The sequence below is a fragment of the uncultured Leifsonia sp. genome (assembly GCF_945957465.1).
Lineage (GTDB): Bacteria > Actinomycetota > Actinomycetes > Actinomycetales > Microbacteriaceae > Leifsonia.
Map to the genome: position 1 here is coordinate 30,562 of NZ_CAMFLC010000027.1, position 22,413 is coordinate 52,974.

General features: G+C 70.4%; 22 protein-coding genes. 16 read left to right on the forward strand and 6 right to left on the reverse strand.

Annotated elements, in window-relative coordinates:
* The first annotated feature begins 28 nt into the window (after positions 1–28).
* The 5 genes from pdhA to ftsH are packed head-to-tail and all read left to right on the forward strand — an operon-like array spanning position 29 to position 5,423.
* Positions 29–970 carry a pyruvate dehydrogenase (acetyl-transferring) E1 component subunit alpha gene (gene pdhA, locus Q0Q23_RS12770; protein WP_295124345.1) on the forward strand — a complete coding sequence of 314 codons (942 nt, stop codon included), beginning with the start codon at positions 29–31 and terminating at the stop codon, positions 968–970.
* Positions 967–1,944 carry an alpha-ketoacid dehydrogenase subunit beta gene (locus tag Q0Q23_RS12775; RefSeq protein WP_295124280.1) on the forward strand — a complete coding sequence of 326 codons (978 nt, stop codon included), beginning with the start codon at positions 967–969 and terminating at the stop codon, positions 1,942–1,944. Before pdhA ends, Q0Q23_RS12775 begins: the two co-directional genes overlap by 4 nt.
* The gene (locus tag Q0Q23_RS12780; RefSeq protein WP_295124283.1) at positions 1,937–3,229 is read left to right on the forward strand and encodes a dihydrolipoamide acetyltransferase family protein; all 1,293 of its coding nucleotides are present in this window, start codon (positions 1,937–1,939) and stop codon (positions 3,227–3,229) included. Before Q0Q23_RS12775 ends, Q0Q23_RS12780 begins: the two co-directional genes overlap by 8 nt.
* Entirely contained in the window at positions 3,226–3,471 is a 246-nt protein-coding gene (locus Q0Q23_RS12785; protein WP_295124288.1) for an acyl carrier protein, read from the forward strand. The genes Q0Q23_RS12780 and Q0Q23_RS12785 overlap by 4 nt, the downstream gene beginning before the upstream one ends.
* Complete coding sequence (ftsH, locus tag Q0Q23_RS12790; protein ID WP_295124292.1) at positions 3,468–5,423, forward strand: ATP-dependent zinc metalloprotease FtsH; 1,956 nt, start codon at positions 3,468–3,470, stop codon at positions 5,421–5,423. Before Q0Q23_RS12785 ends, ftsH begins: the two co-directional genes overlap by 4 nt.
* Here ftsH and Q0Q23_RS12795 read toward each other — a convergent pair.
* Positions 5,329–8,013 (reverse strand): cation-transporting P-type ATPase, encoded by a 2,685-nt coding sequence (locus Q0Q23_RS12795; RefSeq protein ID WP_295124295.1) that lies wholly within the window; start codon positions 8,011–8,013, stop codon positions 5,329–5,331. The genes ftsH and Q0Q23_RS12795 overlap by 95 nt on opposite strands.
* Before the next feature lie 149 nt (positions 8,014–8,162).
* Between Q0Q23_RS12795 and Q0Q23_RS12800 the strand changes: the two genes are divergently transcribed.
* Positions 8,163–11,291 (forward strand): HAD-IA family hydrolase, encoded by a 3,129-nt coding sequence (locus Q0Q23_RS12800; RefSeq protein ID WP_295124298.1) that lies wholly within the window; start codon positions 8,163–8,165, stop codon positions 11,289–11,291.
* Between the two features lie 19 nt (positions 11,292–11,310).
* On the opposite strand, the gene Q0Q23_RS12805 is transcribed toward Q0Q23_RS12800, so the two are convergent.
* Both Q0Q23_RS12805 and Q0Q23_RS12810 read right to left on the reverse strand, forming a co-directional pair.
* On the reverse strand, positions 11,311–11,625 hold the full coding sequence (locus tag Q0Q23_RS12805; protein WP_295124301.1) for a hypothetical protein: 315 nt from the start codon (positions 11,623–11,625) through the stop codon (positions 11,311–11,313).
* Positions 11,622–12,065: a hypothetical protein gene (locus tag Q0Q23_RS12810; protein WP_295124305.1), complete on the reverse strand. Its 444-nt coding sequence runs from the start codon at positions 12,063–12,065 to the stop codon at positions 11,622–11,624. The genes Q0Q23_RS12805 and Q0Q23_RS12810 overlap by 4 nt, the downstream gene beginning before the upstream one ends.
* A gap of 232 nt (positions 12,066–12,297) precedes the next feature.
* On the opposite strand from Q0Q23_RS12810, the gene Q0Q23_RS12815 reads away from it, so the two are divergent.
* The 3 genes from Q0Q23_RS12815 to Q0Q23_RS12825 all read left to right on the forward strand — a co-directional run bounded on the left by Q0Q23_RS12815 (position 12,298) and on the right by Q0Q23_RS12825 (position 14,028).
* A complete protein-coding gene (locus Q0Q23_RS12815) occupies positions 12,298–12,525 on the forward strand; it encodes a hypothetical protein (protein WP_295124308.1) in 228 nt (75 codons plus the stop codon).
* 158 nt (positions 12,526–12,683) lie between these two features.
* Positions 12,684–13,823 (forward strand): polymer-forming cytoskeletal protein, encoded by a 1,140-nt coding sequence (locus tag Q0Q23_RS12820; RefSeq protein WP_295124311.1) that lies wholly within the window; start codon positions 12,684–12,686, stop codon positions 13,821–13,823.
* A gap of 16 nt (positions 13,824–13,839) precedes the next feature.
* Positions 13,840–14,028, forward strand: a complete 189-nt coding sequence (locus Q0Q23_RS12825; RefSeq protein ID WP_295124315.1) for a hypothetical protein — start codon at positions 13,840–13,842, stop codon at positions 14,026–14,028.
* Positions 14,029–14,047: 19 nt separating this feature from the next.
* Here the strand turns inward: Q0Q23_RS12825 and Q0Q23_RS12830 are convergent, their stop codons facing one another.
* Both Q0Q23_RS12830 and Q0Q23_RS12835 read right to left on the reverse strand, forming a co-directional pair.
* Positions 14,048–14,947: a universal stress protein gene (locus tag Q0Q23_RS12830; RefSeq protein ID WP_295124318.1), complete on the reverse strand. Its 900-nt coding sequence runs from the start codon at positions 14,945–14,947 to the stop codon at positions 14,048–14,050.
* Positions 14,944–15,435 carry a pyridoxamine 5'-phosphate oxidase family protein gene (locus Q0Q23_RS12835; protein ID WP_295124322.1) on the reverse strand — a complete coding sequence of 164 codons (492 nt, stop codon included), beginning with the start codon at positions 15,433–15,435 and terminating at the stop codon, positions 14,944–14,946. Before Q0Q23_RS12835 ends, Q0Q23_RS12830 begins: the two co-directional genes overlap by 4 nt.
* 112 nt (positions 15,436–15,547) lie before the next feature.
* Between Q0Q23_RS12835 and Q0Q23_RS12840 the strand changes: the two genes are divergently transcribed.
* The 7 genes from Q0Q23_RS12840 to Q0Q23_RS12870 all read left to right on the forward strand — a co-directional run bounded on the left by Q0Q23_RS12840 (position 15,548) and on the right by Q0Q23_RS12870 (position 21,630).
* Complete coding sequence (locus Q0Q23_RS12840; RefSeq protein WP_295124325.1) at positions 15,548–15,850, forward strand: DUF5652 family protein; 303 nt, start codon at positions 15,548–15,550, stop codon at positions 15,848–15,850.
* Between the two features lie 55 nt (positions 15,851–15,905).
* A complete protein-coding gene (locus Q0Q23_RS12845; protein ID WP_295124348.1) occupies positions 15,906–17,561 on the forward strand; it encodes a SulP family inorganic anion transporter in 1,656 nt (551 codons plus the stop codon).
* Between the two features lie 185 nt (positions 17,562–17,746).
* Complete coding sequence (locus tag Q0Q23_RS12850; protein ID WP_295124327.1) at positions 17,747–18,214, forward strand: nuclear transport factor 2 family protein; 468 nt, start codon at positions 17,747–17,749, stop codon at positions 18,212–18,214.
* Entirely contained in the window at positions 18,214–18,780 is a 567-nt protein-coding gene (locus Q0Q23_RS12855; protein WP_295124330.1) for a TetR/AcrR family transcriptional regulator, read from the forward strand. The genes Q0Q23_RS12850 and Q0Q23_RS12855 overlap by 1 nt, the downstream gene beginning before the upstream one ends.
* Before the next feature lie 153 nt (positions 18,781–18,933).
* Positions 18,934–19,773, forward strand: a complete 840-nt coding sequence (locus tag Q0Q23_RS12860; protein ID WP_295124333.1) for an alpha/beta fold hydrolase — start codon at positions 18,934–18,936, stop codon at positions 19,771–19,773.
* Positions 19,774–19,870: 97 nt separating this feature from the next.
* On the forward strand, positions 19,871–20,479 hold the full coding sequence (locus Q0Q23_RS12865; RefSeq protein ID WP_295124336.1) for a hypothetical protein: 609 nt from the start codon (positions 19,871–19,873) through the stop codon (positions 20,477–20,479).
* Between the two features lie 428 nt (positions 20,480–20,907).
* Positions 20,908–21,630: a DUF2071 domain-containing protein gene (locus tag Q0Q23_RS12870; protein WP_295124339.1), complete on the forward strand. Its 723-nt coding sequence runs from the start codon at positions 20,908–20,910 to the stop codon at positions 21,628–21,630.
* Between the two features lie 147 nt (positions 21,631–21,777).
* Here the strand turns inward: Q0Q23_RS12870 and Q0Q23_RS12875 are convergent, their stop codons facing one another.
* Entirely contained in the window at positions 21,778–22,311 is a 534-nt protein-coding gene (locus Q0Q23_RS12875; protein WP_295124342.1) for an adenylyl-sulfate kinase, read from the reverse strand.
* Positions 22,312–22,413: the final 102 nt, after the last annotated feature.

The window sequence follows — 22,413 nt, forward strand, 5'->3', positions numbered from 1 at the left end:
GGGCACCGAGGCCGACTCCGGAGCCCGCCTGCTGAAGTCGATGCTGCGCGTACGCCGGCTGGAGGAGAAGTGCGTGGAACTCTACAGCGCCGCCAAGATCCGCGGCTTCATGCACGTCTACATCGGCGAAGAGGCCGTCGCCGCCGGAGTGCTGGCGACGATCGGTCCGGAGGACGCCGTGGTGGCGACCTACCGCGAACACGGGCACGCGCTGCTCACGGGCGTGCCCGCCCGCGCGATCCTGGCCGAGATGTACGGGTTCGTCGAGGGCTGCTGCCGCGGCCGCGGCGGCTCGATGCATCTGTTCGACGCCCGGCACCGGTTCTTCGGCGGCAACGCCATCGTCGCCGGCGGTCTCCCGCTCGCCGTCGGCCTGGCGCTCGCAGACCGGATGGCAGGGCGCGATCACGTCACCGTCTGCTTCTTCGGCGAGGGCGCCGTCGCGGAGGGCGAGTTCCACGAGGCGCTCAACCTGGCCGCCCTCTGGCAGCTGCCCGTGCTGTTCTGCTGCGAGAACAACCTGTACGCGATGGGCACCGCGCTGGACCGCTCGGAGTCGCAGACCGACATCGCGCTCAAGGCCGCGGCCTACGAAGTCCCGGCGTGGGCCGTCGACGGGATGGACGCCCTCGCCGTCGAGGAGGCCGCGCGCCGGGCGGTCGACGCGGTCCGCGCCGGAGGCGGACCGCACTTCCTCGAGCTGCGCACCTATCGCTTCAGGGCGCACTCCATGTACGACCCCGAGCTCTACCGCGACAAGGCGGAGGTCGCCGCCTGGATGCAGCACGACCCGATCGACGCCCTGCGCGCCAGGCTGACCGCCTCCGGAACGTTCTCCGACGACGACTGGGCCGCCCTGCAGACGGAGGTGGACGCCGAGATCGACGATGCGGTCGCGTTCGCCGAGGCCGGGACGCCCGAGCCGGTCGCCGACCTCACCCGGTTCGTGTACAGCGAGGCTCCGCGATGAAGACGACGTATCGGGAGGCCATGCGCGCAGCGATCCGCGAATCGATGCAGCGCGACGACCGGGTGTTCCTCATGGGCGAGGATGTCGGACGGTACGGCGGCTGCTTCGCGGTCAGCCTCGGTCTCCTCGACGAGTTCGGTCCCGACCGCATCCGCGACACCCCGCTGTCGGAGTCGGGCTTCGTCGGCGCCGGGATCGGGGCGGCGCTCGGCGGCCTCCGGCCGATCGTCGAGATCATGACCGTCAACTTCAGCCTGCTCGCACTCGACCAGATCGTGAACAACGCGGCCAGCCTGCTGCACATGTCGGGCGGCCAGTTCAACGTCCCGATCGTCTTCCGGATGACGACGGGCGCCGGCCGGCAGCTTGCGGCGCAGCACTCCCACAGTCTCGAGGGCTGGTATGCGCACATCCCGGGTCTGCGCATCCTCACCCCGGCCACCCTGGAGGACGCCAGGGGCATGCTGTGGACCGCGCTGCAGGACCCCGACCCGGTACTGATCTTCGAGCACGGGTCGCTGTATCCGCACAGTGGCGAGCTGGCGGACGACGCCGGCGCGGTCGACATCCGCAGCGCCGTCGTCCGGCGCGCCGGATCGGACGTCTCCCTGATCACTTACGGGGGCACTCTTCCCCTGGTCCTCGAGGCGGCGGAGGTCCTCGCCGGCGACGGCATCGAGGCCGAGGTGATCGACCTCCGATCGCTGCGGCCGCTCGACGACGCGACCATCGTCGGCAGCGTGACGAAGACCCACCGCGCGGTCGTGATCGACGAAGGCTGGCGCAGCGGCAGCATCTCGGCCGAGCTGAGCGCCCGCATCACCGAACACGCCTTCTACGACCTCGATGCGCCCGTGGCGCGGGTCTGCAGCGCGGAGGTCCCCACCCCCTACGCGCACGACCTGGAGCAGGCGGCCCTGCCGTCGGTCGAGCGCGTCGTCGCCGCCGCACGCGAGGCGGTGGGACGTGGGTGACTTCGTGATGCCCGCCCTGGGTGCCGACATGGAGCAGGGCACGCTGGTCGAGTGGCTGGTGAAGCCGGGCGACCTGGTGCACCGCGGACAGCTGGTGGCCGCCGTGGACACCGACAAGTCGGTCATCGACGTCGAGACCTTCGAGGACGGCGTGGTCGCCGAACTGTTCGCGCAGGTCGGCGATGTCGTTCCCGTCGGGGCCCCGCTCGCGCGGATCACGCCGACACCCGGGCATGAGCCGGCGCCGGCGAGCCCGCCCGTCCGGCGGCTTGCCGAGCGGCTCGGCGTCGACACCGGAGCGCTCCACGGTACCGGGCACGGCGGGTCGGTGACCCACAAGGACGTCGAGCGTGCGGCGAAGACGGCCCCCGCCCGTCCGGGCGCAGCCGGACACGGACGCTCCTCGCCGCGCGCCCGCAAGCTCGCCGCCGAGCGCGGCATGGACCTGTCGACGATCGCGGGCTCCGGACCGGACGGCGCCGTCGTCGAGCGGGATCTCGCCGGTCCTCCTACTTCCGCTGCGGCAGCCGCCCCGCCGCCCGCCACGGCACCGGCTCCCGCTCCCGCTCCCGCTCCGGCGACTGAGCCCGCACCTGCTCCCGCGAGCGCCACGCCGAAACGCACCGCCGGCCTCCGCCGCGCGATCGGGGCGCTGATGGCCCGCTCCAAGAAGACCATCCCGCACTACTACCTGAGCACCACGATCGACCTGAGCGCGGCGACGGCCTGGATGGAGGCGACCAACGCGGGACGCACGGTCTCGGATCGGCTGGTCACCGCGGTCCTCCTGCTCAAGGCGACGGCACTCGCCGTCCACGATGTCCCCGAGATGAACGGCTATTTCACCGACGGCGGGTTCCGCCACGGCACCGGTGTGCAGCTGGGCACCGTGGTGGCCCTCCGCGGTGGCGGGATCGTCGCCCCCGCGATCCTGGACGCCGACACGCTCGGGCTCGACGACCTGATGCTCCGACTGCGCGATCTGGTCGCCCGCGCCAGGGCGGGACGCCTGCAGCGAGCCGAGATGGCCGACGCGACCATCACCGTCACGAACCTGGGCGACCTGGGCGTCGACAGTGTCTTCGGCGTGATCTACCCGCCGCAGGTCGCGCTCGTCGGCTTCGGCCGCGTGACCGAGCAGCCCTGGGCGCACGACGGCATGGTCGGCGCACGGCCGGCGGTGATCGCGACGCTGTCCGCCGACCACCGGGTGAGCGACGGGATGCGCGGAGCCCGGTTCCTGAGTCGCATCGACGAACTCCTGCAGAGACCGGAGGAGCTATGAACACCAACGATGCCCGCGCAGCCGTCACGGCGGCCTTCGCGGAGGTCGCGCCCGACATCCTGCCGGACGAGCTCGTCGAGAGCGCGCGCCTCCGGCAGGATCTCGAGATCGACTCCCTCGACTTCCTGCGCCTCGTCGAACTCATCGCCGAATCCACCGGGGTGGACACGCCCGAGGAGGACTATCGCCGTCTCGACACGGTGGGCGGCTTCGTCGACTACGTCGCCTCCCACGCCCGATGAGCGTCTCGGGTCCGGAGCCGCGCCGACGCCGGGCGTGGATCGTCTGGGTGCTGTCGGCGCTCCTGCTGATCGGCCTGGGGCTGGTGCTCTTCCTCCCGGGCACGTTCGGCCCCTCGACGACGAATCTGACGTACTCGGCCTTCCTGACGGACGTCGAGGGACACAAGGTGTCCACCGCCGTCATCGACGCGGACGGGACCGTGACCGGCGACCTGACCTCCGGCGCTCCATACACCACGGTCATCCCGTTGCCGCTGGCCGGGCAGCCGGCGATCGCATCGCTGCGCTCCGCCGATGTCGCGGTCACCTTCGTGGCCGCCGCGCAGGGCTCGATCTGGTCGACCCTGGGCACCTGGCTGCTGATCGTCGGCCCCATCGTGCTGGTGTGGTGGTTCATGGCGCGCATGGCGCGCCGGGCGGGCGCCTCCGGAGGGATCTTCGGTGTGACGAAATCGTCCGCGAAGCTCTTCGAGCCGTCGACCAGGACCACGACGTTCGCCGACGTCGCCGGATACGACGGCGTCAAGGCGGAGGTCTCCGAGATCGTCGACTTCCTGCGCAATCCGGACCGCTACCGCCGGCTGGGCGCCGCCGCCCCGCGCGGAGTGCTGCTGGTCGGGCCTCCCGGAACCGGCAAGACCCTGCTCGCCCGGGCGGTCGCCGGTGAGGCGCAGGTGAACTTCTTCTCCGTCGACGGGTCGAGTTTCGTCGAGATGTTCGTGGGCGTCGGAGCCTCCCGGGTGCGGGACCTGTTCCAGACCGTGCGCGCCAGCGCACCGGCCATCCTGTTCATCGACGAGATCGACGCGATCGGGCAAAGGCGATCGAGCGCGACATCGTACGCGTCGAACGACGAACGCGAGCAGACGCTCAATCAGCTGCTCGCCGAAATGGACGGCTTCGAGACCTCCTCCGGCGTGGTCGTGCTGGCGGCGACCAACCGGCCCGACGTGCTCGACACCGCCCTGCTGCGGCCCGGCCGGTTCGACCGGCACATCACCGTCCCGCTCCCGAACGCGGCCGAGCGGACGGCGATCCTGGCGGTACACTGCCGCGACAAGCCCCTCGACCCGGCGCTCGAGCTCGAGACGATCGCACGGGGAACGCCCGGGTTCTCCGGAGCCGACCTGGCCAACCTCGCCAACGAGGCGGCGATCGAGGCGGTCCGCGCAGGCCGCGAACGCATCGTCGCGTCCGACTTCGGGTCGGCCCGCGACCGCCTCATCCTCGGCCGCCGCGAGAGCTCCGGCGTCCTGCTCGTGGAGGAGAAGCGCCAGGTGGCCGTGCACGAGTGCGGCCACGCGGTGGTCGCCGCGTTGAGCGAGCACGCCGACCCGGTCGACAAGGTCACCATCCTGCCCGCCGGGGACACGCTCGGGGCCACCGAGCAGCTGCCGTTGGCCGAGCACCGCCTCCAGGGCGAGAGTGCCCTCCTCGACCGTCTCACGGTGGCGCTGGGCGGCCGTGCGGCCGAACTGATCGTCTACGGGGAGGGGTCGACGGGCGCCGCCTCCGACCTCGCCGCCGCCACCGCACTGGCGACCCGCATCGTGCGCGATTTCGGCCTGTCCCCCGCCCTCGGGCCGGTCGGCTACCCGACCGGGGAAGATGCCGGCGAGAGCGGCGCGACGCTCAACCGGCCGTACTCGGAGGAGACCCAGCGCGCCGTCGACACCGAGGTCGCCCGGCTCGTGCGCCAGGCGGAGGCCAGAGCCACCGACCTGCTCTCGCACCACCGCACGGCCCTCGACGCTCTGGTCGTCCGCTTGTTCGACGCCGAGACACTCGACGGCGCCGTCGTGTACGGCGAACTGGGCAGGCCGGTCCCGGAACGGGTCCCCCAGTTGGGCGCCCAGGTCACTCCGCCCGCGTCCGCGCACGAGCCCGGCGACCTCGGTGCCGGCGACGCCGGGCGACCCAGCGCGCCAGCTCGTCGGCGCCCCACACGATGACGGGGCACGGCACGAGCAGCAGCAGCACCCACCACGGCAGCGGAGCCGTGCCGAAGACCGCCTGCAGCGGCGGGAGGTAGCACAGGGCCGCGGCGAACAGCAGCTCCGCGCCGATGGCGGCGAGCAGCGGACGGTTGCTGAACACTCCGAGCGCCCGCAACGACGCCCGCTCCGTTCGCGCCGCGAACGCCGTGCCGACCTGGCACGCCACGATCGCCGCGAACGTGGCGGTCGTCGCCTGCAGGTACACCTCGTGAAGGGGGTCGCCGGGGCCGACGGCCGCGCCCGGATGCCACCCGCCGCTCACGAGCACGGCGAAGAAGACCGCCAGTGCGAGCACCGCCGAGATGCTCCCCATCAGCGCCCAGGCGCGGAACAGCAGGTGGCGCGTGATGAGCTGCTCCGAACGCGGCCGCGGGCGGCGCGACATCAGATCGGGCTCCGCGCGCTCCCGGCCCAGAGCGAGAGCCGGGAGGATCTCGGTGCCGAGGTCGATCGCGAGGATCTGCAGCACGGTGAGCGGCAGGGGGATGGCGCCGCCGGACAGGGCGAACAGGGCGAACGGGACGACCTCCGGGACCGCGTGCACGAAGATGTAGAGCACGAACTTGCGCAGGTTGTCGTACGCGCGCCTGCCCTCGCGCACCGCGGTGACGATGGTCGCGAAGTCGTCGTCGGTGAGGATCATGGTGGCGGCCTCCCGCGCCACGTCCGTGCCCGAGCGTCCCATCGCGACGCCGATGTCGGCCCGGTGCAGGGCGGGCGCGTCGTTCACGCCGTCCCCGGTCATGGCCACGACGTGGCCCTCATGCTGGAGCGCCTCGGCGATCCGGAGCTTGCCCTCCGGCGTGCTCCGGGAGAACACGATCTCGCCGGGCCGCGCGAGGAGGTCGTCCAGCTCCGGCTCCGAGAGGGCGTCGGCTTCCGGGCCGGAGACCACCTGTGCGGCCTCGATCCCGACCTCCCGGGCGATCTCGCTCGCCGTCCGCCCGTTGTCGCCGGTGATGACGTGGATGGTGATCCCGGCGCTGTGGCACGCGGCCACCGCCTCCGCCACCTCGGGACGTGGGGGGTCGAGGAGGGCGACGAGTCCGAGCAGGCACAGCTCGGACTCCGCCGCCCCGGCGTCGGGCGGCACCTCGGTCACGCCCCGTGCCGCGAGAGCGAGCACCCGCAGTCCGCGCCGGGCGAAGTCGTCGACGGCGGCGAGCGCCGCCGCCCGCGTGGAGTCGGTCAAGGGCTCGGCCCCGCGTGCGCCGTTGATCGAGTCGCACAGCGGGATCACTCCCTCGGGCGCCCCCTTGACGCCGACGACCAGGCCGCCGGCACGACGGCTCACGACACTCATCCGCTTGCGCTCGGGGTCGAACGGGAACGTGGCGACGCGTGGTGCCGCGTCGATCCCCGCCTCCGACGCCGCGTCGCGGAGGGCGGACTCCATCGGGTCGGCGGCGCGTTCGAGCTGGTTGCAGTCCGCCATCACCTCGGCCAAAGGGGTGAGAGCCCCGCCGTGCTCGGACGGGTCGTGGTCGCCATCCGCCGTCCACAGCCGGTTCACCCGCATGGCGTTCTGCGTCAGAGTGCCGGTCTTGTCGGTGCAGATCACCGTCGTCGACCCGAGCGTCTCGACCGCCGACAGCTGCTTGACCAGAGCGCCTCTGCGCGCCAGCACCCGCACGCCGACCGCGAGCGCCAAGGTGATCGTGGGGAGAAGCCCTTCCGGCACATTGGCGACCAGGAGCCCGATCGCGAACACGGCGGCCTCCGGCAGGCTCAGCCCGGCGACGAGCCCGAGCGGGAGGAACAGCGCACCGACACCGACCGCCACCGCCGCGATCAGCCACGTGGAGCGGCGCACCTGGCGCTCCAGCGGGCTCGCGACCGGCGCCCCGCGGCGCGAGAGCGCTGCGATCCTCCCGAGCTCGGTCGCCGAGCCGGTCGCGAAGACCACCGCCCGGCCGTCGCCCGACGTGCACCCGGCTCCGGAGAAGACGGCATCCGGTGCGTCGATGAGCCGGTCGGCCGTGTCGACGCCGCCCGCCGACCGCACGACCGGAACCGACTCGCCGGTCAGGGCCGACAGGTCGAGCTCGACGCTGCCGTCGATCAGGCGCGCGTCGGCGCAGACGCGGTCGCCCTCCGAGATCAACAGCACGTCGCCGGTCACCAGATCCGTCGCTGCGATCGTCGTGATCGCGCCGTCGCGCAGCACCCTGGCCTGCAACGGCAGGTACTGCGCCAGGGCCTCGACGGCCTTCTCGGCCTGACGCTCCTGGAGGAACGCGACGGCGGCGTTGATCGCGATGACGACCAGGATCGCCCAGCTGAGCACGGGAGTCCCGCTGACGTACGCCAGCGCAGCGGCCACCCACAGCAGCAGGGCGAGCGGATGCGTGAACTGCCGCAGCAGCTGCTGCGGCCAGGCGGCGCGGCGAGCGCTCGGCAGCGCGTTCGGCCCCTGCACGGCCAGCCGGCGGGCCGCCTCCCTCGCGCCCAGACCCTCGGCGCTGGTACGCAGGTTCCGCAGCAGCAGCTCGACCGGTTCGCGCGTCGGCCTCTCCTCCTGCTGCACCGAGCCCGGCTCCTGCACAGAACGCTCCTCCCGCCGCCGCTTCGGACCATCCAGCCAGGCGGTCGCGTGCGGGCACAGGGGCTTAAGGCCTCCCCGGACGCGGGGGACCTTCGACTCCCCCGCCGGATCGGGGCCCGGGTTATCGTGCCCGGGTCGAAGGAGGCTGAATGGAACCGATGCTCCAGCAGCCCGTCTCGGCGGCCGTCCTCGACATGGACGGCGTGCTCACCGACACCCGCGACCTGCACCAGCGGGCCTGGACCCTGCTGTTCGATGCAGAACTCGGCCGGATCGCGCCGGACCCTGCGCCGTTCACTCCGGCCGACTACGAGCGGTTCGTCGACGGCCGGAGCCGCCAGGAGGGCATCCGCACCCTGCTCGCGGCTCGCGGGGTGGCGGCCGGAGCGATCACGCCCGCTCTCGTGGCACGTCTCGCCGAGCGCAAGCAGCGGCTGTTCGAGGAACAGCTGCGCACGCACGGCGTCACCCTCCTGCCGGGCGCGCTCGAATTCATCGCGGCTCTTCGAACAGCGGGGGTGGGCACGGCCATCGCGACGGCGAGCAAGAACGCGCGGGCGCTGCTGGCGGGCACCGGTGCCGCGCCGCTGCTCGACGCGACGGTCGACGGTGTGGACGCGGAGGAGCTCGAGCTGCCCTCCAAGCCGCATCCCGCCCTGTTCCGGGAGGCGTGCCGGCGACTGGACCGCACTCCCGCCCGGGCGCTCCTCGTCGAAGACTCCGAGGCGGGCGTGGAGGCGGCATCGGCCGGCGGATTCGCCCTCGTCGTCGGCATCGCCGGCGATCCGGTCAGAGCGGCCGCGCTGCGGCGGGCGGGCGCCGACGCGGTCGTGGCCGGCCTCGACGAGCTCGGGGTGACGCAGGCAGGCGTGATCGTCCGCGCCGGCGCGCCGGACGAGTGGGTCCTCGGGTTCGACGGGTACGACCCTGCGGCCGAGACCACACGCGAGACGCTCTGCACCGTCGCCAACGGATACTGGGGCACCCGCGGGTCGGCCGAGGAGGCCACGACCGGCGCGCACCATCGTCCGGGCACCTACCTGGCGACCGTGTTCGACGCCGTCGACGACGGCGCGGCTCCCGCGGAGGAGATCGTCGATGCGCCCGACTGGCTGCCGTTGCTGCTGCGCCCCGAAGCGGGCGACTGGTTCCACGCGGATCGTGCCGAGCTCCTCGACTTCCACCAGGAGATCGACCTGCGCCAGGGCGTCATGCGCCGCACGCTCACCTACCGGGATGCGAGCGGCCGCGAGACCGCGATCCGCTACCGCCGGTTCCTCTCGCATGCCGACCCTCGGCTCGGGGCGGTGCAGGCCACGATCGTCGCGCGCAACTGGTCCGGCTCACTGACGATCCGCAGCGGCATCGACACGGCGGTCCGCAACATCTCCCGCGACACGCCCTCCGTCGGGTCCGGTCGCGGGAGGAGGCACCTCGTCGTCCGGCCCGCCCGCCCGCTGACGGCCGACAGCCTCCTCGTGGAGGCGGCGACCCGCGCATCGGGAGTCCGGATCGCGCTGGCGCAGCGCACGCGCGTCTACCGCGGCGACGAACCGGTGGCCGCCCGTCCCGCGTTCGCGGTCCAGCGCGGCTTCGCCTTCCACGAGTCGACGGTCGAGGTCGGCGAGGGCGAGCCCATCGTGGTCGAGAAGGTGATCGGGGTCAGCACCTCGCGCGACCGCGCCACGGCCTCGCCCGCGTCCGCCGCCGCGGCGACCGCCGCGCGGTCTCCGCGCTTCGCGGACCTGCTATCCGACCACGCCCGGGAGTGGGAGCGTCTCTGGTCGGCGTTCGCCGTCCAGGTCGTCCCCGCCGGCGACCACAGCCGGGCGGTGAACGTCAACGCGTTCCACGTACTCCAGACGCTCACCCGCGCGGACCAGGACCTCGACGCGGGGGTGCCCGCGCGCGGACTCCACGGCGAGGCCTACGGCGGCCACGTCTTCTGGGACGAGCTCTTCGTGTACCCTCTGCTGACCCTGCGCAGCCCGGCGCTCAGCCGTTCGCTGCTCGGCTACCGGCATCGCCGCCTCGGGCAGGCCTTCCGCGCAGCGGCCGACGCGGGCCACCAGGGCGCGATGTTCCCCTGGCAGAGCGGCACCACCGGGGAGGACGTCACGCCCGGGCGCCTGTTCAACCCGATCACCGGTCTCTGGATGCCGGACAACTCGCACCTGCAGAGACACGTCGGCCTGGCCATCGCCTACAGCGCGTGGCAGTTCTATCAGACCACCGGCGACATCGACTACCTGGCCGACGAGGGCGCCGACCTCATCGTGGGCGTCGCCCGGTTCTTCGCCTCGCTCGCCGTGTGGGACGCGGACCTCGGCCGGTATTCGATCCGCGGCGTGATGGGACCGGACGAGTTCCACGACGGACCGCCGGACGAGCCCGGCGCCGGGCTGACCGACAACGTGTACACGAACGTGATGACGGCCTGGACGCTCCTGCGCGCCGCCGACACGGTTCGGCTGCTGACGGCGCGCCCGGATCCAGCCGCCGCCGAGGCACTCGGCGTCACGCCCGAGGAGCTGGGCCGCTGGGCGCACATCGCGTCGCGCCTGCGGATCGTCTTCAACGCCGACGGAACCCTGTCGCAGTTCGACGGGTACGACGACCTCGCGCCCATCGACCTCGAGCACTACCGCGGCCGCTACCCGACCTCCGGCCGGCTCGACCTCGTGCTGGCCGCCGAAGGCGACTCCACGAACCGCTACCAGGTGTCGAAACAGCCCGATTGCCTGATGCTGCTCTACCTGCTCTCGGCGGAGGAGCTGCGCGACCTGCTGGAACGGCTGGGCTACACCCTCGACGCCGCTACCATCGTGCGAACCGTCGAGCGCTACTCCCGGTCGTCGACCTACGGATCGACGCTCTCGAACGTGGTGCACTCCTGGCTGGAGGCCCGCCGCGACCGCAGCCGCTCCTGGCAGTTCCTGGAACGCGCCCTGCAGAGCGACCTCGCCGACATCCAGGGCGGCACGACGAGGAACGGCATCCACCTGGCGGCGATGGCCGGCTCGGTCGACCTGCTCGTGCGGTGCTACACCGGCCTGGAGACGCGCGCGGACGCGCTGTGGTTACACCCGCTGCTGCCCGCGGAGCTCGACTCGCTGCGGTTCATCATCGTCTACCGCTCGCACCGGCTGACGGTGTCGATCACCCGGCGCTCCCTCCATCTCGACTCCGCGGCCGGCGAAGCGAGCCCGGTTCGCGTGATGGTCGAAGGGCAGCCGGTGCTGCTGCACACGGGCGAGTCACGGACCTTCGCGCTGTGATCGGGCGATTCCTGCGGTGTCACGCGTCGAGGGAGGTGAGCCACCAGCGGCCGCCGTCGCCGTTGAGGACCTCGAAGACATGCCGCTCTCCGGCGACGGAACTGGCGTCGATCCGCCAGCCGGTGACGAGTGCCGGGAACGGCGTCTCGTCGGGCGTGAACACCACCCTGCCGCGGGGAACGGGTGGCGAGTCGGGGTAGTATCGCACTCCGCTCCAGTCCAGACGCACCGGCACGCCCTCTTCGAGCACGAGGGTCACCGGGTCGCGGCGCTCCGTGTCCGTGTCGACGGCCGTGGACCCTCCGCCGTCGCCCGGTCGGTTCCGGGCCCTCATCGGCGTACCTCCGCTGCGGAACGGTCGGCGGGTTCGGTGTAGAGGCGTTCGATCATCGCTCGGGACAGCGAACCGAGCCGTGCCGGGCCGGCGATCCGTTCGTCGTCTCGCCAGATCCCCCGGTCGGAGAGGACGACGACCGTCGCCTCGTGCGACACCGCCGCCCAGTCGGAATGCGACTCGACGAGCCGGACGCTGTGCTCGCCGTACCAGCGGGCGAGCGCCCTGAGGAGATAGCGCTCCGATGCCGACACCGGATGGAGCTGCACGAGCGCGACCGGTCGTCCGGCCGAGAGCGCGCCGACACAGAACCGGCGCAGCTCGCCGTTCGACACGTGCGGCCCGGCGACGAGCAGGACCGTCCGCGATCCGTGCCGGCCCTCGCCGGCGTGCTCGGTGTCCGGCGCCTTCTGCTGCCGCGGTTCGTTCCACCTGGTCATGACCCCAGGATCGGGCGGACGACCACGACGTTCGAGAGTCCAAAGTCCCGTCGGCGACGCCCGCCGCCTTCGAAAGCGTGCAGGTAGACCGCCGGGGGGTACCCAACGGGCCAGCGCGGTTCTACCCTGGGTGCAACTCGATCGCCGCGCGCTCCGGCAGGCGAGTCCCCTGACGTGACCCCTGACGTGACCCCTCTCCCGCGCGACGGCGAGAACCGGGGAAGAAGATCACATGTTCGAAAGGGTCAGGGAGTTCGAGCGGGGCGGCGCGAGATACACGCTCTACCGCGGTGGTTCGTTCACGCTCTTCCGCGAGGAGGACGACGGCGCGACGGGAATCGGCACCATCGACCAGGCCGGCGACGCGTTCGCGGTCTCGTGCTGGTGGCACCCCGAGGTGAAGCCCGTCGTCGCCTCGCTGGAAGAGGCCCTGGACGTGCTGTTGGAACGGAGCGGTTAGCTGCGGATCTCGCTGCCGGCGTGCCAGGCACCCCGCGCCCCGTCCCCCGAGCAGGGGACCAAGGACCCTATCGCCGCTGCGGCCGGCCGACCCATGTTGATCGTGTATTTCAGCACGGCCGGCCGCGACCGGCCGGCCGTAGATCAGGGGGTTCCGCCATGAACATTCGCTCGCGTGCTTTCCGGGCCGCTGCCGCGCTGGCCGTGGCCGGGTTCCTCGGCCTTGCTCTGGGAGGCGCTGCCGCCTCCCCGCCCGGCCAGACGTCGAGCGGAGGCGGCCCGCACTTCTACAGCGGTGTCGCCGTCGACATCACGGACACGGTCGACGGGGACGTCTACGCCGCAGGGCAGACCGTCACGATCAGCGGCGATGTCACCGGCGACGTGATCGCCGCCGCGCAGACGATCTCCATCAGCGGCCGTGTCGACGGGAACGTCCGTCTGGCCGCCCAGGACGTCAGCATCACCGGCGACGTCGCACGCAGCGGCACGATCTTCGCCTCGAACCTCGTCGTCGCCGGTCAGGCATCGGTGGGCAACGACATCGTCGCCGCGGGGAGCACCATCTCCGTCGCCGGGTCCGTCGGCCGGGACCTGGTGGTCAGTGCGGCCGACCTCAGCATCGACGGGACGGTCGGCGGCGACGTGACCTACTCCAGCAGCAACACCGCGCACATCGCCGACGGCGCTGTCGCGGGCACGGTCCAGCACATCCAACCGCAGCAGGAACAGTCGCCCCGGGTGGAGATCTCGCCCTGGGCCGCCGTCCTGGGCTGGTTCCTCGGCGTTCTCTATGCGCTTGTCGCCCTGAGCCTCCTCACCGTCGCCGCCGGACTGCTCGTGCCGCGCACGCTGAACCGCATCACCGACCGTCTGCTGCCGTCACCGTGGCGCGCGCTGCTGGTCGGGTTCCTCGCGGCCATCGTCGTACCGATCGGGTTGCTGATCCTCCTCGTGACGATCGTCGGAGCGCCCCTCGCGCTCGCCGGGCTGCTGATCTTCACGGTCCTGACGCTCGCGACGTTCCTGGTCGGCGCGCACTACCTCGGACGGGTTATCATCCGAGGCTCCATCCACCCGGTGCTGCAGTCGTTCGTCGGCGGGCTGATCCTGATCGTGGCGCTCCAGATCCCGCTGCTCAACATTCTGGTGTGGCTTGCGATGGTGTTCTTCGGTCTCGGGGCGGAGCTGCTCGAGATCCACCGGCAGAGCCCCTGGAGCACGAAGCCCCGCGCCGAGGCGGTCGCACCCGCACCCGAGGCCCAGCCCGCGGTGGCCGCACCACCGCAGCAGTCCTGAGAGAAGAGGCGCCGGAATGTTCATTCTCACGGTCGCCATGGTGGTCATCACCACGTCCGTCGCGATCGCGATCGTCATCCTCGGGCTGCGATCGCCGAAGCTGAGCTCGTACGAGTCGCCGCCCCGGGATGGCGTCGCGGCCCGCGTCGCCGTGCCCGCCGCCCCCGACCGGGGCGAGCAGGCGGCTGGCGATCAGCCCGTGTGACGCGACGCGCCGAAAGGGCTCACCAGTCGCCGTCATCCGGTGCGTTCGGCACGACGAAGGCGTACTCCTTCGGTGTGACCAGCACCGGGCAGGGCAGGTTCAGCAGCACATCGTGGCTGACCGAGCCGAGCAGCGAGGCCATGAAGCGGCCCCTGCCACGTGTCCCCACCACGATGGCCACCGCGCCGGTGCCGTGCTCCACGAGCGCCGCCGCGGGGTTGAGCCGCACGACGACCGGCACGATGGGAGCCGTCCTCGCGATCGGGATGTCCGCTATCGCCTCGGGGATGACCGCCTGCTCGCGCTCCAGGAAGGCCGGATCGGCGTTCTCGCCCGAGTCCAGCGCCCGCTGCAGCGCCTCCGGCACGTCCCACGCGTGCACGGCCTCGACCTGCGCTCCCCGCCAGCTCGCCTCGGTCACCGCCAGCGCCAGCGCGGACCGCGCGAAGCCGGAACGGTCCACGCCGACGACGACGACGTTGCGTTCGGGCGGCGGAGAATCCGGGATCACGGCCACCGTGCACTCGGACTTCGCTGCGAGCTTCAACGGGAGGGTTCCGATCCTCGTGCCCGGTCGATCGGGGCGCTTGTCGGTGCCCACCACGAGCAGTGCCGCAGTACCGGATTCCCGCAGCAGCGCGCCGGCGGGCGGGCCGTCGACCCAGCGGGACTCCACCACGACATCCGGCGCCATCGCGCGCACGTGCCCGGCCGCCTGACGCAGCTCCACTTCGACGGTGGTCTCGAGGTCGAACCGGGGGCCGAACACGGCGCCGCCCAGACGGGTGTCGATCGCGTGGACGATCTCCAGGGTGCCGCCGCGTTCCGCGACCCGTGCGGTCGCCCAGTCCAGTGCCCGCCACGCGGACGGCGAGCCGTCGAAACCCACCACCGTTCGCCCGTCGGTCACGACGTTCACCACTCCCCCTCTGCGCGCCCGGTCAGGGTGTGCAGGTCCACCCGGAAGACGACGGCTGCCGTCGACGGCCGGCCGAGCGTCGCCTGCGCCTCGGGGAGGCGAGGGATGTCGAGGGTCCGCATCATGCCCAGCTCGGCGCCCTGGTGGGCGTCGGCGTTCGTGGGGACGAGGGGCCGGAAACGGTCGACCAGGAGCTCCATCGCCCGCTGCGCGTCCGCTCCGACGAGCTGCTCGAAGTGCCCCCACGCGATCACGCTCCGCCACCGGTCGATGTGGTCGAGTTCGTCCACCTCGAAGCACACCTCGGAGTGCGACCGCAGCGCCTGCACCTTGCGGCCCTGGGCGCTGTGGCAGTACACGGCGCCGTCGCGGTAGGCGTACGAGATCGGCACCACATAGGGCCGGTCCTCGTCGATCAATCCCAGACGGCCGACCAGTGCGGTCGTCAGAAGGTCGTCGATCTCGTCGCGGTTCATCTCGGTGGGCATGCGGGGCTCCTCCCGGTCGTCGGCTCGCCTCCGAGCCTGCCGCTCCCCCGGAGACGCCGGTAAGGACTTTCGACCCTTGCCGAACGCGGGGCGCCGGCGGTCGAATGGGCGCATGAGAAACGACATCGGAACGTCCCCGACGGGGATGCACGGCGTGCCCGCATCCGGTCGCGTGCTGGTGGTCGCGGTCGTCGCCTGGAGCCTCGCCTGGAAAGGGGCGTCGATGTGGCGCGCGGCGCGCAACGGCAGCAAGCCGTGGTTCGTCACCCTGCTGCTGACCAACACCCTCGGCGCCCTCGACGCTATCTACCTCTTCGGCGTCGATCGTCGGCACCGCAGGGAGGAGCTCGACGAAGTCACCATCCTGGAGATGACCGGCGAGCCCGAGCAGGAAGGTCACCGGCAGGAGACGTGAGGCACTCGCGCTGACGTGTCGCTCGAGTCCGGGAGGGGGCCTCCTCGTGCCGTCGATGTCCGGGCTCCTCCGGGGTCGCGTCCTCGCGGGGTTGACGCTTCGCTCGCTGCCGCGGGAGCTCCTGGCCGGCGTGACGCTGCTCGCCATCTCGGTGCCGGTGAACATCGGCTATGCGCAGATCGCGGGTCTCCCGCCGACCGCAGGTCTCTACGCGCTGGTCGTCCCTGCCGTCGTCTACGCGCTCATCGTCTCGTCCCGTCAGCTGGTGGCGTCGCCCGATGCGGCAGCGTCCGCCCTGGTCGCGTCATCGCTCGGTGGCCTCGCCGTGGCCGGTTCGGCCGGGTACCTTGCGCTCGCGTGCGCCCAGGCCGTCATCGGCGGTCTGGTCTTCGTGCTCTGCGCGGTCTTCAACCTCGGCTTCCTGGCCGACTTCCTCTCCAAACCGATCCTGATCGGCTTCGTGAGCGGCCTTGCCCTCGACATCCTCGTGAGCGAGATCGCGACGATGCTGGGCATCACGATCACCGGCAGTGCCGGCTTCATCACACGGGTCTCGGAACTCCTGGGCGGCCTGGGTGATGCGAACGGCTGGGCGATCGTGATCTCGGCCGCGTCGCTGACCGTGCTGATCGTCGGCCGTCGGCTCGCCCCGCTCGTTCCGTGGGCGTTGATCGTGCTCATCGGCGCCACGACGGCGGCGCTCCTCACCGGAGTCGAACGACGCGGAGTCTCGACCCTCGGTCCGGTGGCCTCGGGCGCCCCGACGTTCAGCTGGCCGCTGATCGACTGGTCGCAATGGCTCGCGCTGGTGCCGTCGGCACTGTCCCTGACCATGGTCGCCATGAGCGAGGGCCTCCTGGTTTCGCGCGCCTTCGGCGAGCGCCGCGGCTACCGGGTGAACGTGAACAGGGACCTGCTGGCGTTCGGGGCGGCCAACGTCGCCTCGGGCCTCACCGGCGGCTTCACGATCGGTTCGTCGACGTCGCGCACCGCGGTGATGGATCACGCGGGCTCGCGCAGTCAGCTGCCCGCGGTCGTGACCGCCGCGGGCACCCTGCTGCTCGTCGTCTTCGGCACGGCGCTGCTCGAACACATCCCGTCGCCGGCGATCGGTGCGATCGTCGCCGTCGCCGTGCTGCCGTTGCTCGACGCGCGTGAGTTCGTCTCGCTCTGGCGACTGTCGCGGTTCGAGTTCGCGATCGCGGTCGCGTGCTTCTTGGCCGCCCTGCTCATCGGACCCGTCGCCGGAATCGTCATCGCTGTCGTGCTCGCCCTCGTCAACCTGGCCCGCCGGGCGGCGAACCCGGCCATCGACGTGCTGAGCACCACGGACTCTCCCGACCACTCGCTGCTGCCGGTCGAGGGCGAGGTCACTCAGACCGCACCGGGGCTGATCGTGCTCCGGTTCGCGGCGCCGCTGTTCTTCGCCAACGCCGGGGTGTTCGAGGAGGCGGTCAAGGCCGCGGTCACGGAAGCCGGCCCCGATCGCCTGAAACATCTCGTCCTCGACCTCGAGGCCGTCACCGACATCGACATCACGGCCGCTGAGCGCTTCCATGCCGTTCAGGACTGGTTGAGCGAGCACGACATCCTGCTGCCGTACTCGCGCGTGCGACCGGATCTCGAGCTGAGATTGGAGCACTTCGGCCTGATCGGCGACCGCGACCTCTACGGAACCAACCAGTCGGCGATCGACGCACTGGGCGGCTGAGCGAGGTCACGACCTCGCGAGCGCGCCCCCGACGGCTGGAGCGCGTTCACCATCCGCCTCGCAGGGAGAAATCTTCCCGCACCGTGTTGACAGTCCCGACGACTGTCTGTACTGTTTGGTACACACCAAACCGACCGGTACAGTCCGTACCGGTCAGTACAACTCAGCTCGTGAAGGAGCCTGTCATGTCTCGTCCCCCGCTTCCCCCGTTCACCGCGGAGACCGCCGCCATCAAGGCCCGGGCCGCCGAGGATGCATGGAACACCCGCGACCCGGAGCGCATCTCCCTCGCCTACAGTGAGAACAGCTGGTGGCGGAACCGCTCGACGTTCGTCCAGGGCCGACCTGCGATCGTCGAGTTCCTCGCCGGCAAGTGGGAGCGCGAGCTCGACTACCGCCTCATCAAGGAGGTGTGGGCCTACACCGGCAACGTCATCGCTGTGCGTTTCGCGTACGAGTACCATGACCTCAACGGCCAGTGGTTCCGTGCCTACGGCAATGAGAACTGGGAGTTCGACGAGGAGGGCCTGATGACCCACCGCCACGCGAGCATCAACGATGTCGCGATCGATGAGTCCGAGCGCAAATTCTTCTGGGACAACTCGGGCCCCCGCCCGGCCGACCACCCCGGCCTGAGCGAACTCGGGCTGTAATGGCCAGAACCGTCCTCGACCGCTCGGACGTCGTCCTCGCTCTCGCAGGAGTCTTCCGCAAGCGAGGCTTCGACGGCGGGTCCCTGTCAGTAATCCAGCAAGAGACCGGTGTCGGCCGCGGCAGCCTGTACCACTTCTTCCCGAACGGGAAGACGGACATGGCCGCCGCCGTCCTCGAGCAGGTCAGCGACTGGTTCGAGGAACGCATCTACACCCCGCTGCGCACCGCCGAGAACGCCACCCAGGCGATCGAGGCGATGTCGCAGGAAGTAGGGGAGTACTTCATCTCCCGTGAGCGCGTGTGCCTGTTCGCCGCGATCACGATGGGTGAAGAGCAGGAAGCGTTCGCCGGCCCGGCCCGGAAATACTTCACGGACTGGGTCGACGCCCTCGCGGACGCGCTCCGCACCGGCGGACTCTCGCCCGAGGACGCTGCCGATCGCGCGCTCGACGCGGTCGCGACGATCCAGGGTGCACTGATCCTGGCTCGTGCCTACGACGACGACGCAACCCTCCTCGGGATCGTCGACCGCACCAAGCGGAACCTGCTCGCCTCCGTCCGCTGAGCCCGGGCCCTTCCAAGACCTCCAGCCTCAGCGCTGGTCCCGTCCGCTCCACCCCCTCGCTGCCACCGTCCCATCCGCACAGCTCGTCGCGGCAACCCCGCCGCGACCTCACCGCCGCCGACCTCGTTCGGCGACCCCGAAAAGGAGTAAGCCATGCCGTTCGTCACCACCGAAGACGGAACCGAGATCTTCTACAAGGACTTCGGACCCCGCGACGCCCAGCCCATCATGTTCCACCACGGATGGCCGCTGTCCTCCGACGACTGGGACAACCAGATCCTCTACTTCCTCGCCAAGGGCTACCGCGTCGTCGCCAGCGACCGCCGCGGACACGGACGGTCCTCCGACATCGGAACCGGCCACGACATGGACCACTACGCCGGCGACGTCGACGCCGTCGTGCAGCAGCTCGACCTCCGTAACGTCATCCACGTCGGCCACTCAACCGGCGGCGGGCAGGTCGCCCGCTACGTGGCGAAGTACGGTCAGCCCCAGGGCCGCGTCGCCAAGGCGGTCCTCGTCGCCGCCGTGCCGCCGCTCATGGTGCAGACCCCCGGGCACCCCGCCGGCGTGCCCATCACGGTCTTCAACGGCTTCCGCGACGCCCTCGCCGCGAACCGCGCGGAGTTCTACGAGGCCGTCGCCTCCGGGCCGTTCTACGGCTTCAACCGCGACGACGTCGCCCTCTCGCAGCCGGTCGTCGACAACTGGGTGCGGCAGGGCCTGACGGGCAGCGCTCTCGCCCACTACGAGGGCATCAAGGCCTTCTCCGAGACCGACCAGACCGACGACCTCAGGGCCATCACCGTTCCCGTGCTCGTCCTCCAGGGCGACGACGACCAGGTCGTGCCTTACCAGGAAGCCGCCCTCAAACAGGCCGAGCTCCTGAATGACGCGACCGTGAAGATCTACCCCGGCCTGTCCCACGGCATGCTCACCGTGAACGCCGGCACCGTCAACCCCGACATCCTCACCTTCATCCAGCAGCCCTGACCCCGTCGGCGCTGACGTCCTGGGCCACCGCCCTTCTCAGGCCGATGGCCCAGGACGTCTTTGTTTTCCGAGTGCACGGGCACCCTGCGGTGCTTTGATGGCCACGGGAACACCGGATGATCGGAGGCACATGCGATACGGGCGGATTCCGATAACGGCGCTCGGGATCGTCGCTGCCTCTCTGGCGCTGACCGGCTGCGGCGATGACGGCACCTGGGACACGCCTCGCACACCGACGATCAGCCTCACTGTGGCAGCCGGCTGCCCGACCACTGTGACGCGTCCCAGGGACGTTGCGAATACCGATCCTGGCGACTCGACCCTCCTGCCTGCAGGCTCCATGCCGGACGCCGCCCTGATCTGTGCCTACAGCGGGCCACTCAACCCGTCAGACGAACACCTGGCGAAGACGCTCAACGCCGACGAAGCACAACGCATCGCCGACGCCCTTCTGCACGTCTCCCTCGCGCGACCCAGGGGCACAGTCAGTTGCCCGGACGACTCGGGCGCCTTCGCCATCTTCGCCTTCTCCTACCCTCACCATCCCGACGTCAGTCTGTGGTGGAACACGACAGGATGCCAATCGATCGACAACGGAAGGATCGGGGCATCTCAGATCGCCTCCCCGAGTTTCAGCGATTTCCAGAACACGTTCGAGGCCGTCGCGGGCCTACCGGACGGGCCTCGTCTGCCTCGGGCCCCCTGACGCGATGCGGCGCGATGCGGCCCGGGAACTGCTTTCCGCGTCGACCTCCCTGGCGCACGGTGAGCGGTTCGTGTCAGGGGCGGTGTTCGTCCGCCCACTCGGTCGATGTGCTCTGCTTCTCCAGGGGCGTCCGCAATCCGCTCAGTTGCTGCGGCTACTCGCCGCAGGTACGCCAGCAAGCTGATCCCGGCGAGGACCACCACAACAATGCCGATGAGGAGTACCCAGTCCATCACGCAAACCTAGTCGCATCTGCTGCGTCCGTTAGGGGATCCTCTACCGAGACGTTGGGCCCGCGGTGGACTGGCTCTGCTCACTCGGGCGGCAAGAATTCGGACTGGGTCGGGCTGGAGCGGAGTTAGACGACGGGTTACCCAAGCGCGACGACAGCGCTGGCATAGACTCCCGATGTGCCCTCTATTCCGCGGATGGCGGCTACGATCGAGCGCCGACTTCTCGTCAATTACCGACTCGACCCGCGGGTCGCGCAGGAGATGCTGCCGCGTGGCCTCCGCCCGCAGTTGGTCAGCGGAAATGCCCTCGCCGGTGTTTGCCTGATCCGGCTGGGAGGCTTCAGGCCGCAATGGTTTCCCCCAAAGATCGGCCACCGCAGCGAAAGCGCGGCTCACCGAATTGCCGTGGAGTGGGATGGTCCCGGCGGTATCCGCACCGGGGTATATATCCCTCGTCGACATAGCGCATCCCGGCTCGCGCAGCTCGCAGGTGGACGGGTCTTCCCTGGCGTCCATGAACATGCCGTTGTCACGTCTGTGGAGTCCTCCACTCATCTGAACGTGAAGGTCGAGGCGGCCGATATCTCTGTCGATGTGGATGTAGACGTAGTTCCGCCTGAGCGCTTCCAAAGCGGGATGTTCACCGATCTGACGGCCGCGTCCGAGTTCTTCCGCAAGGACGCGGTCGGTTGGTCACCAACCCGCGATGGGAGACTTGAAGCGTTGCGGCTCGACACCGATGCGTGGCGGGTCGAACCGGGTGTGGCGACACGAGTCGAGTCCAGTTTCTTCGACGCACTTCCAGTGGAAGCCGCTGAGCTCGACCACGTACTCATCATGCGCGGGGTGCCCGTTGTCTGGAGCAGCCCCGTCGAGGTCGACCCTGACCAGCACGCCACGATGCGCACCACGAAGTGAGATGTTGGGCTGCCAGCCAGTCACCGTGGACGAGCGGGTAACCACTCCGATCGGATCCATCAGCGGACCGGTGAGTAGCGGGGCTTGAACCCGCTACCTCCCGTGCGAACGCCTCCGCAAGCGGATCGGTCTTCGTGCCTTGGATGATCAGTCTGTGATTTTATCCGCGATGATCGCTGCGATATCGGTGACCGGAAGACTAGTGCTGTCGAGTACCAACTCGTCCGCGAACTCGACGCGTTCGAGGATGTCCGCCAGCTCCGGATGCCGCCTTTCATGCCACTCGAGTTCGCTCCTGTTCTCGCTGTGTCGCAACCGCAGCCGTGCAATCGCCGCATCAGCGTCCAGAACCAGTCGCAGCATTGGTGGTTGCTTGGATTCAATCGCTCTCGAGCAGCGGTCGAACTGCTCAGCAGTCTCGACCACGCCGGCAACCACAATTACCTGCGCTCCGCGAGCCCGAAACTGCGTCGAAACGGCTCTGAGGTTCGCCAAGGTCAGTTCGAACTGGAACGGGTCATCTCGCGGAGCCGGCCACGCGCGACGGAGCCAGTCGATATCGATCACGGCGCCGGGAATGCCGCGCTTCTCGAGCTCTTCGCCGACATGGTCGGCGGTCGTGGTTTTGCCTGCGCCGACGCTTCCGTTAATCCAGACGGCGTCATAGGCAGGGCGAGTCATAGGCGAAACCATACCGCCACACCTGCGGCGCATTCGTCTGGACGCCCGTGTCCCGCGTCAAGTAGTTGGCAGGGTTTCTTCGATTTCGAAGTTGGGGATGGT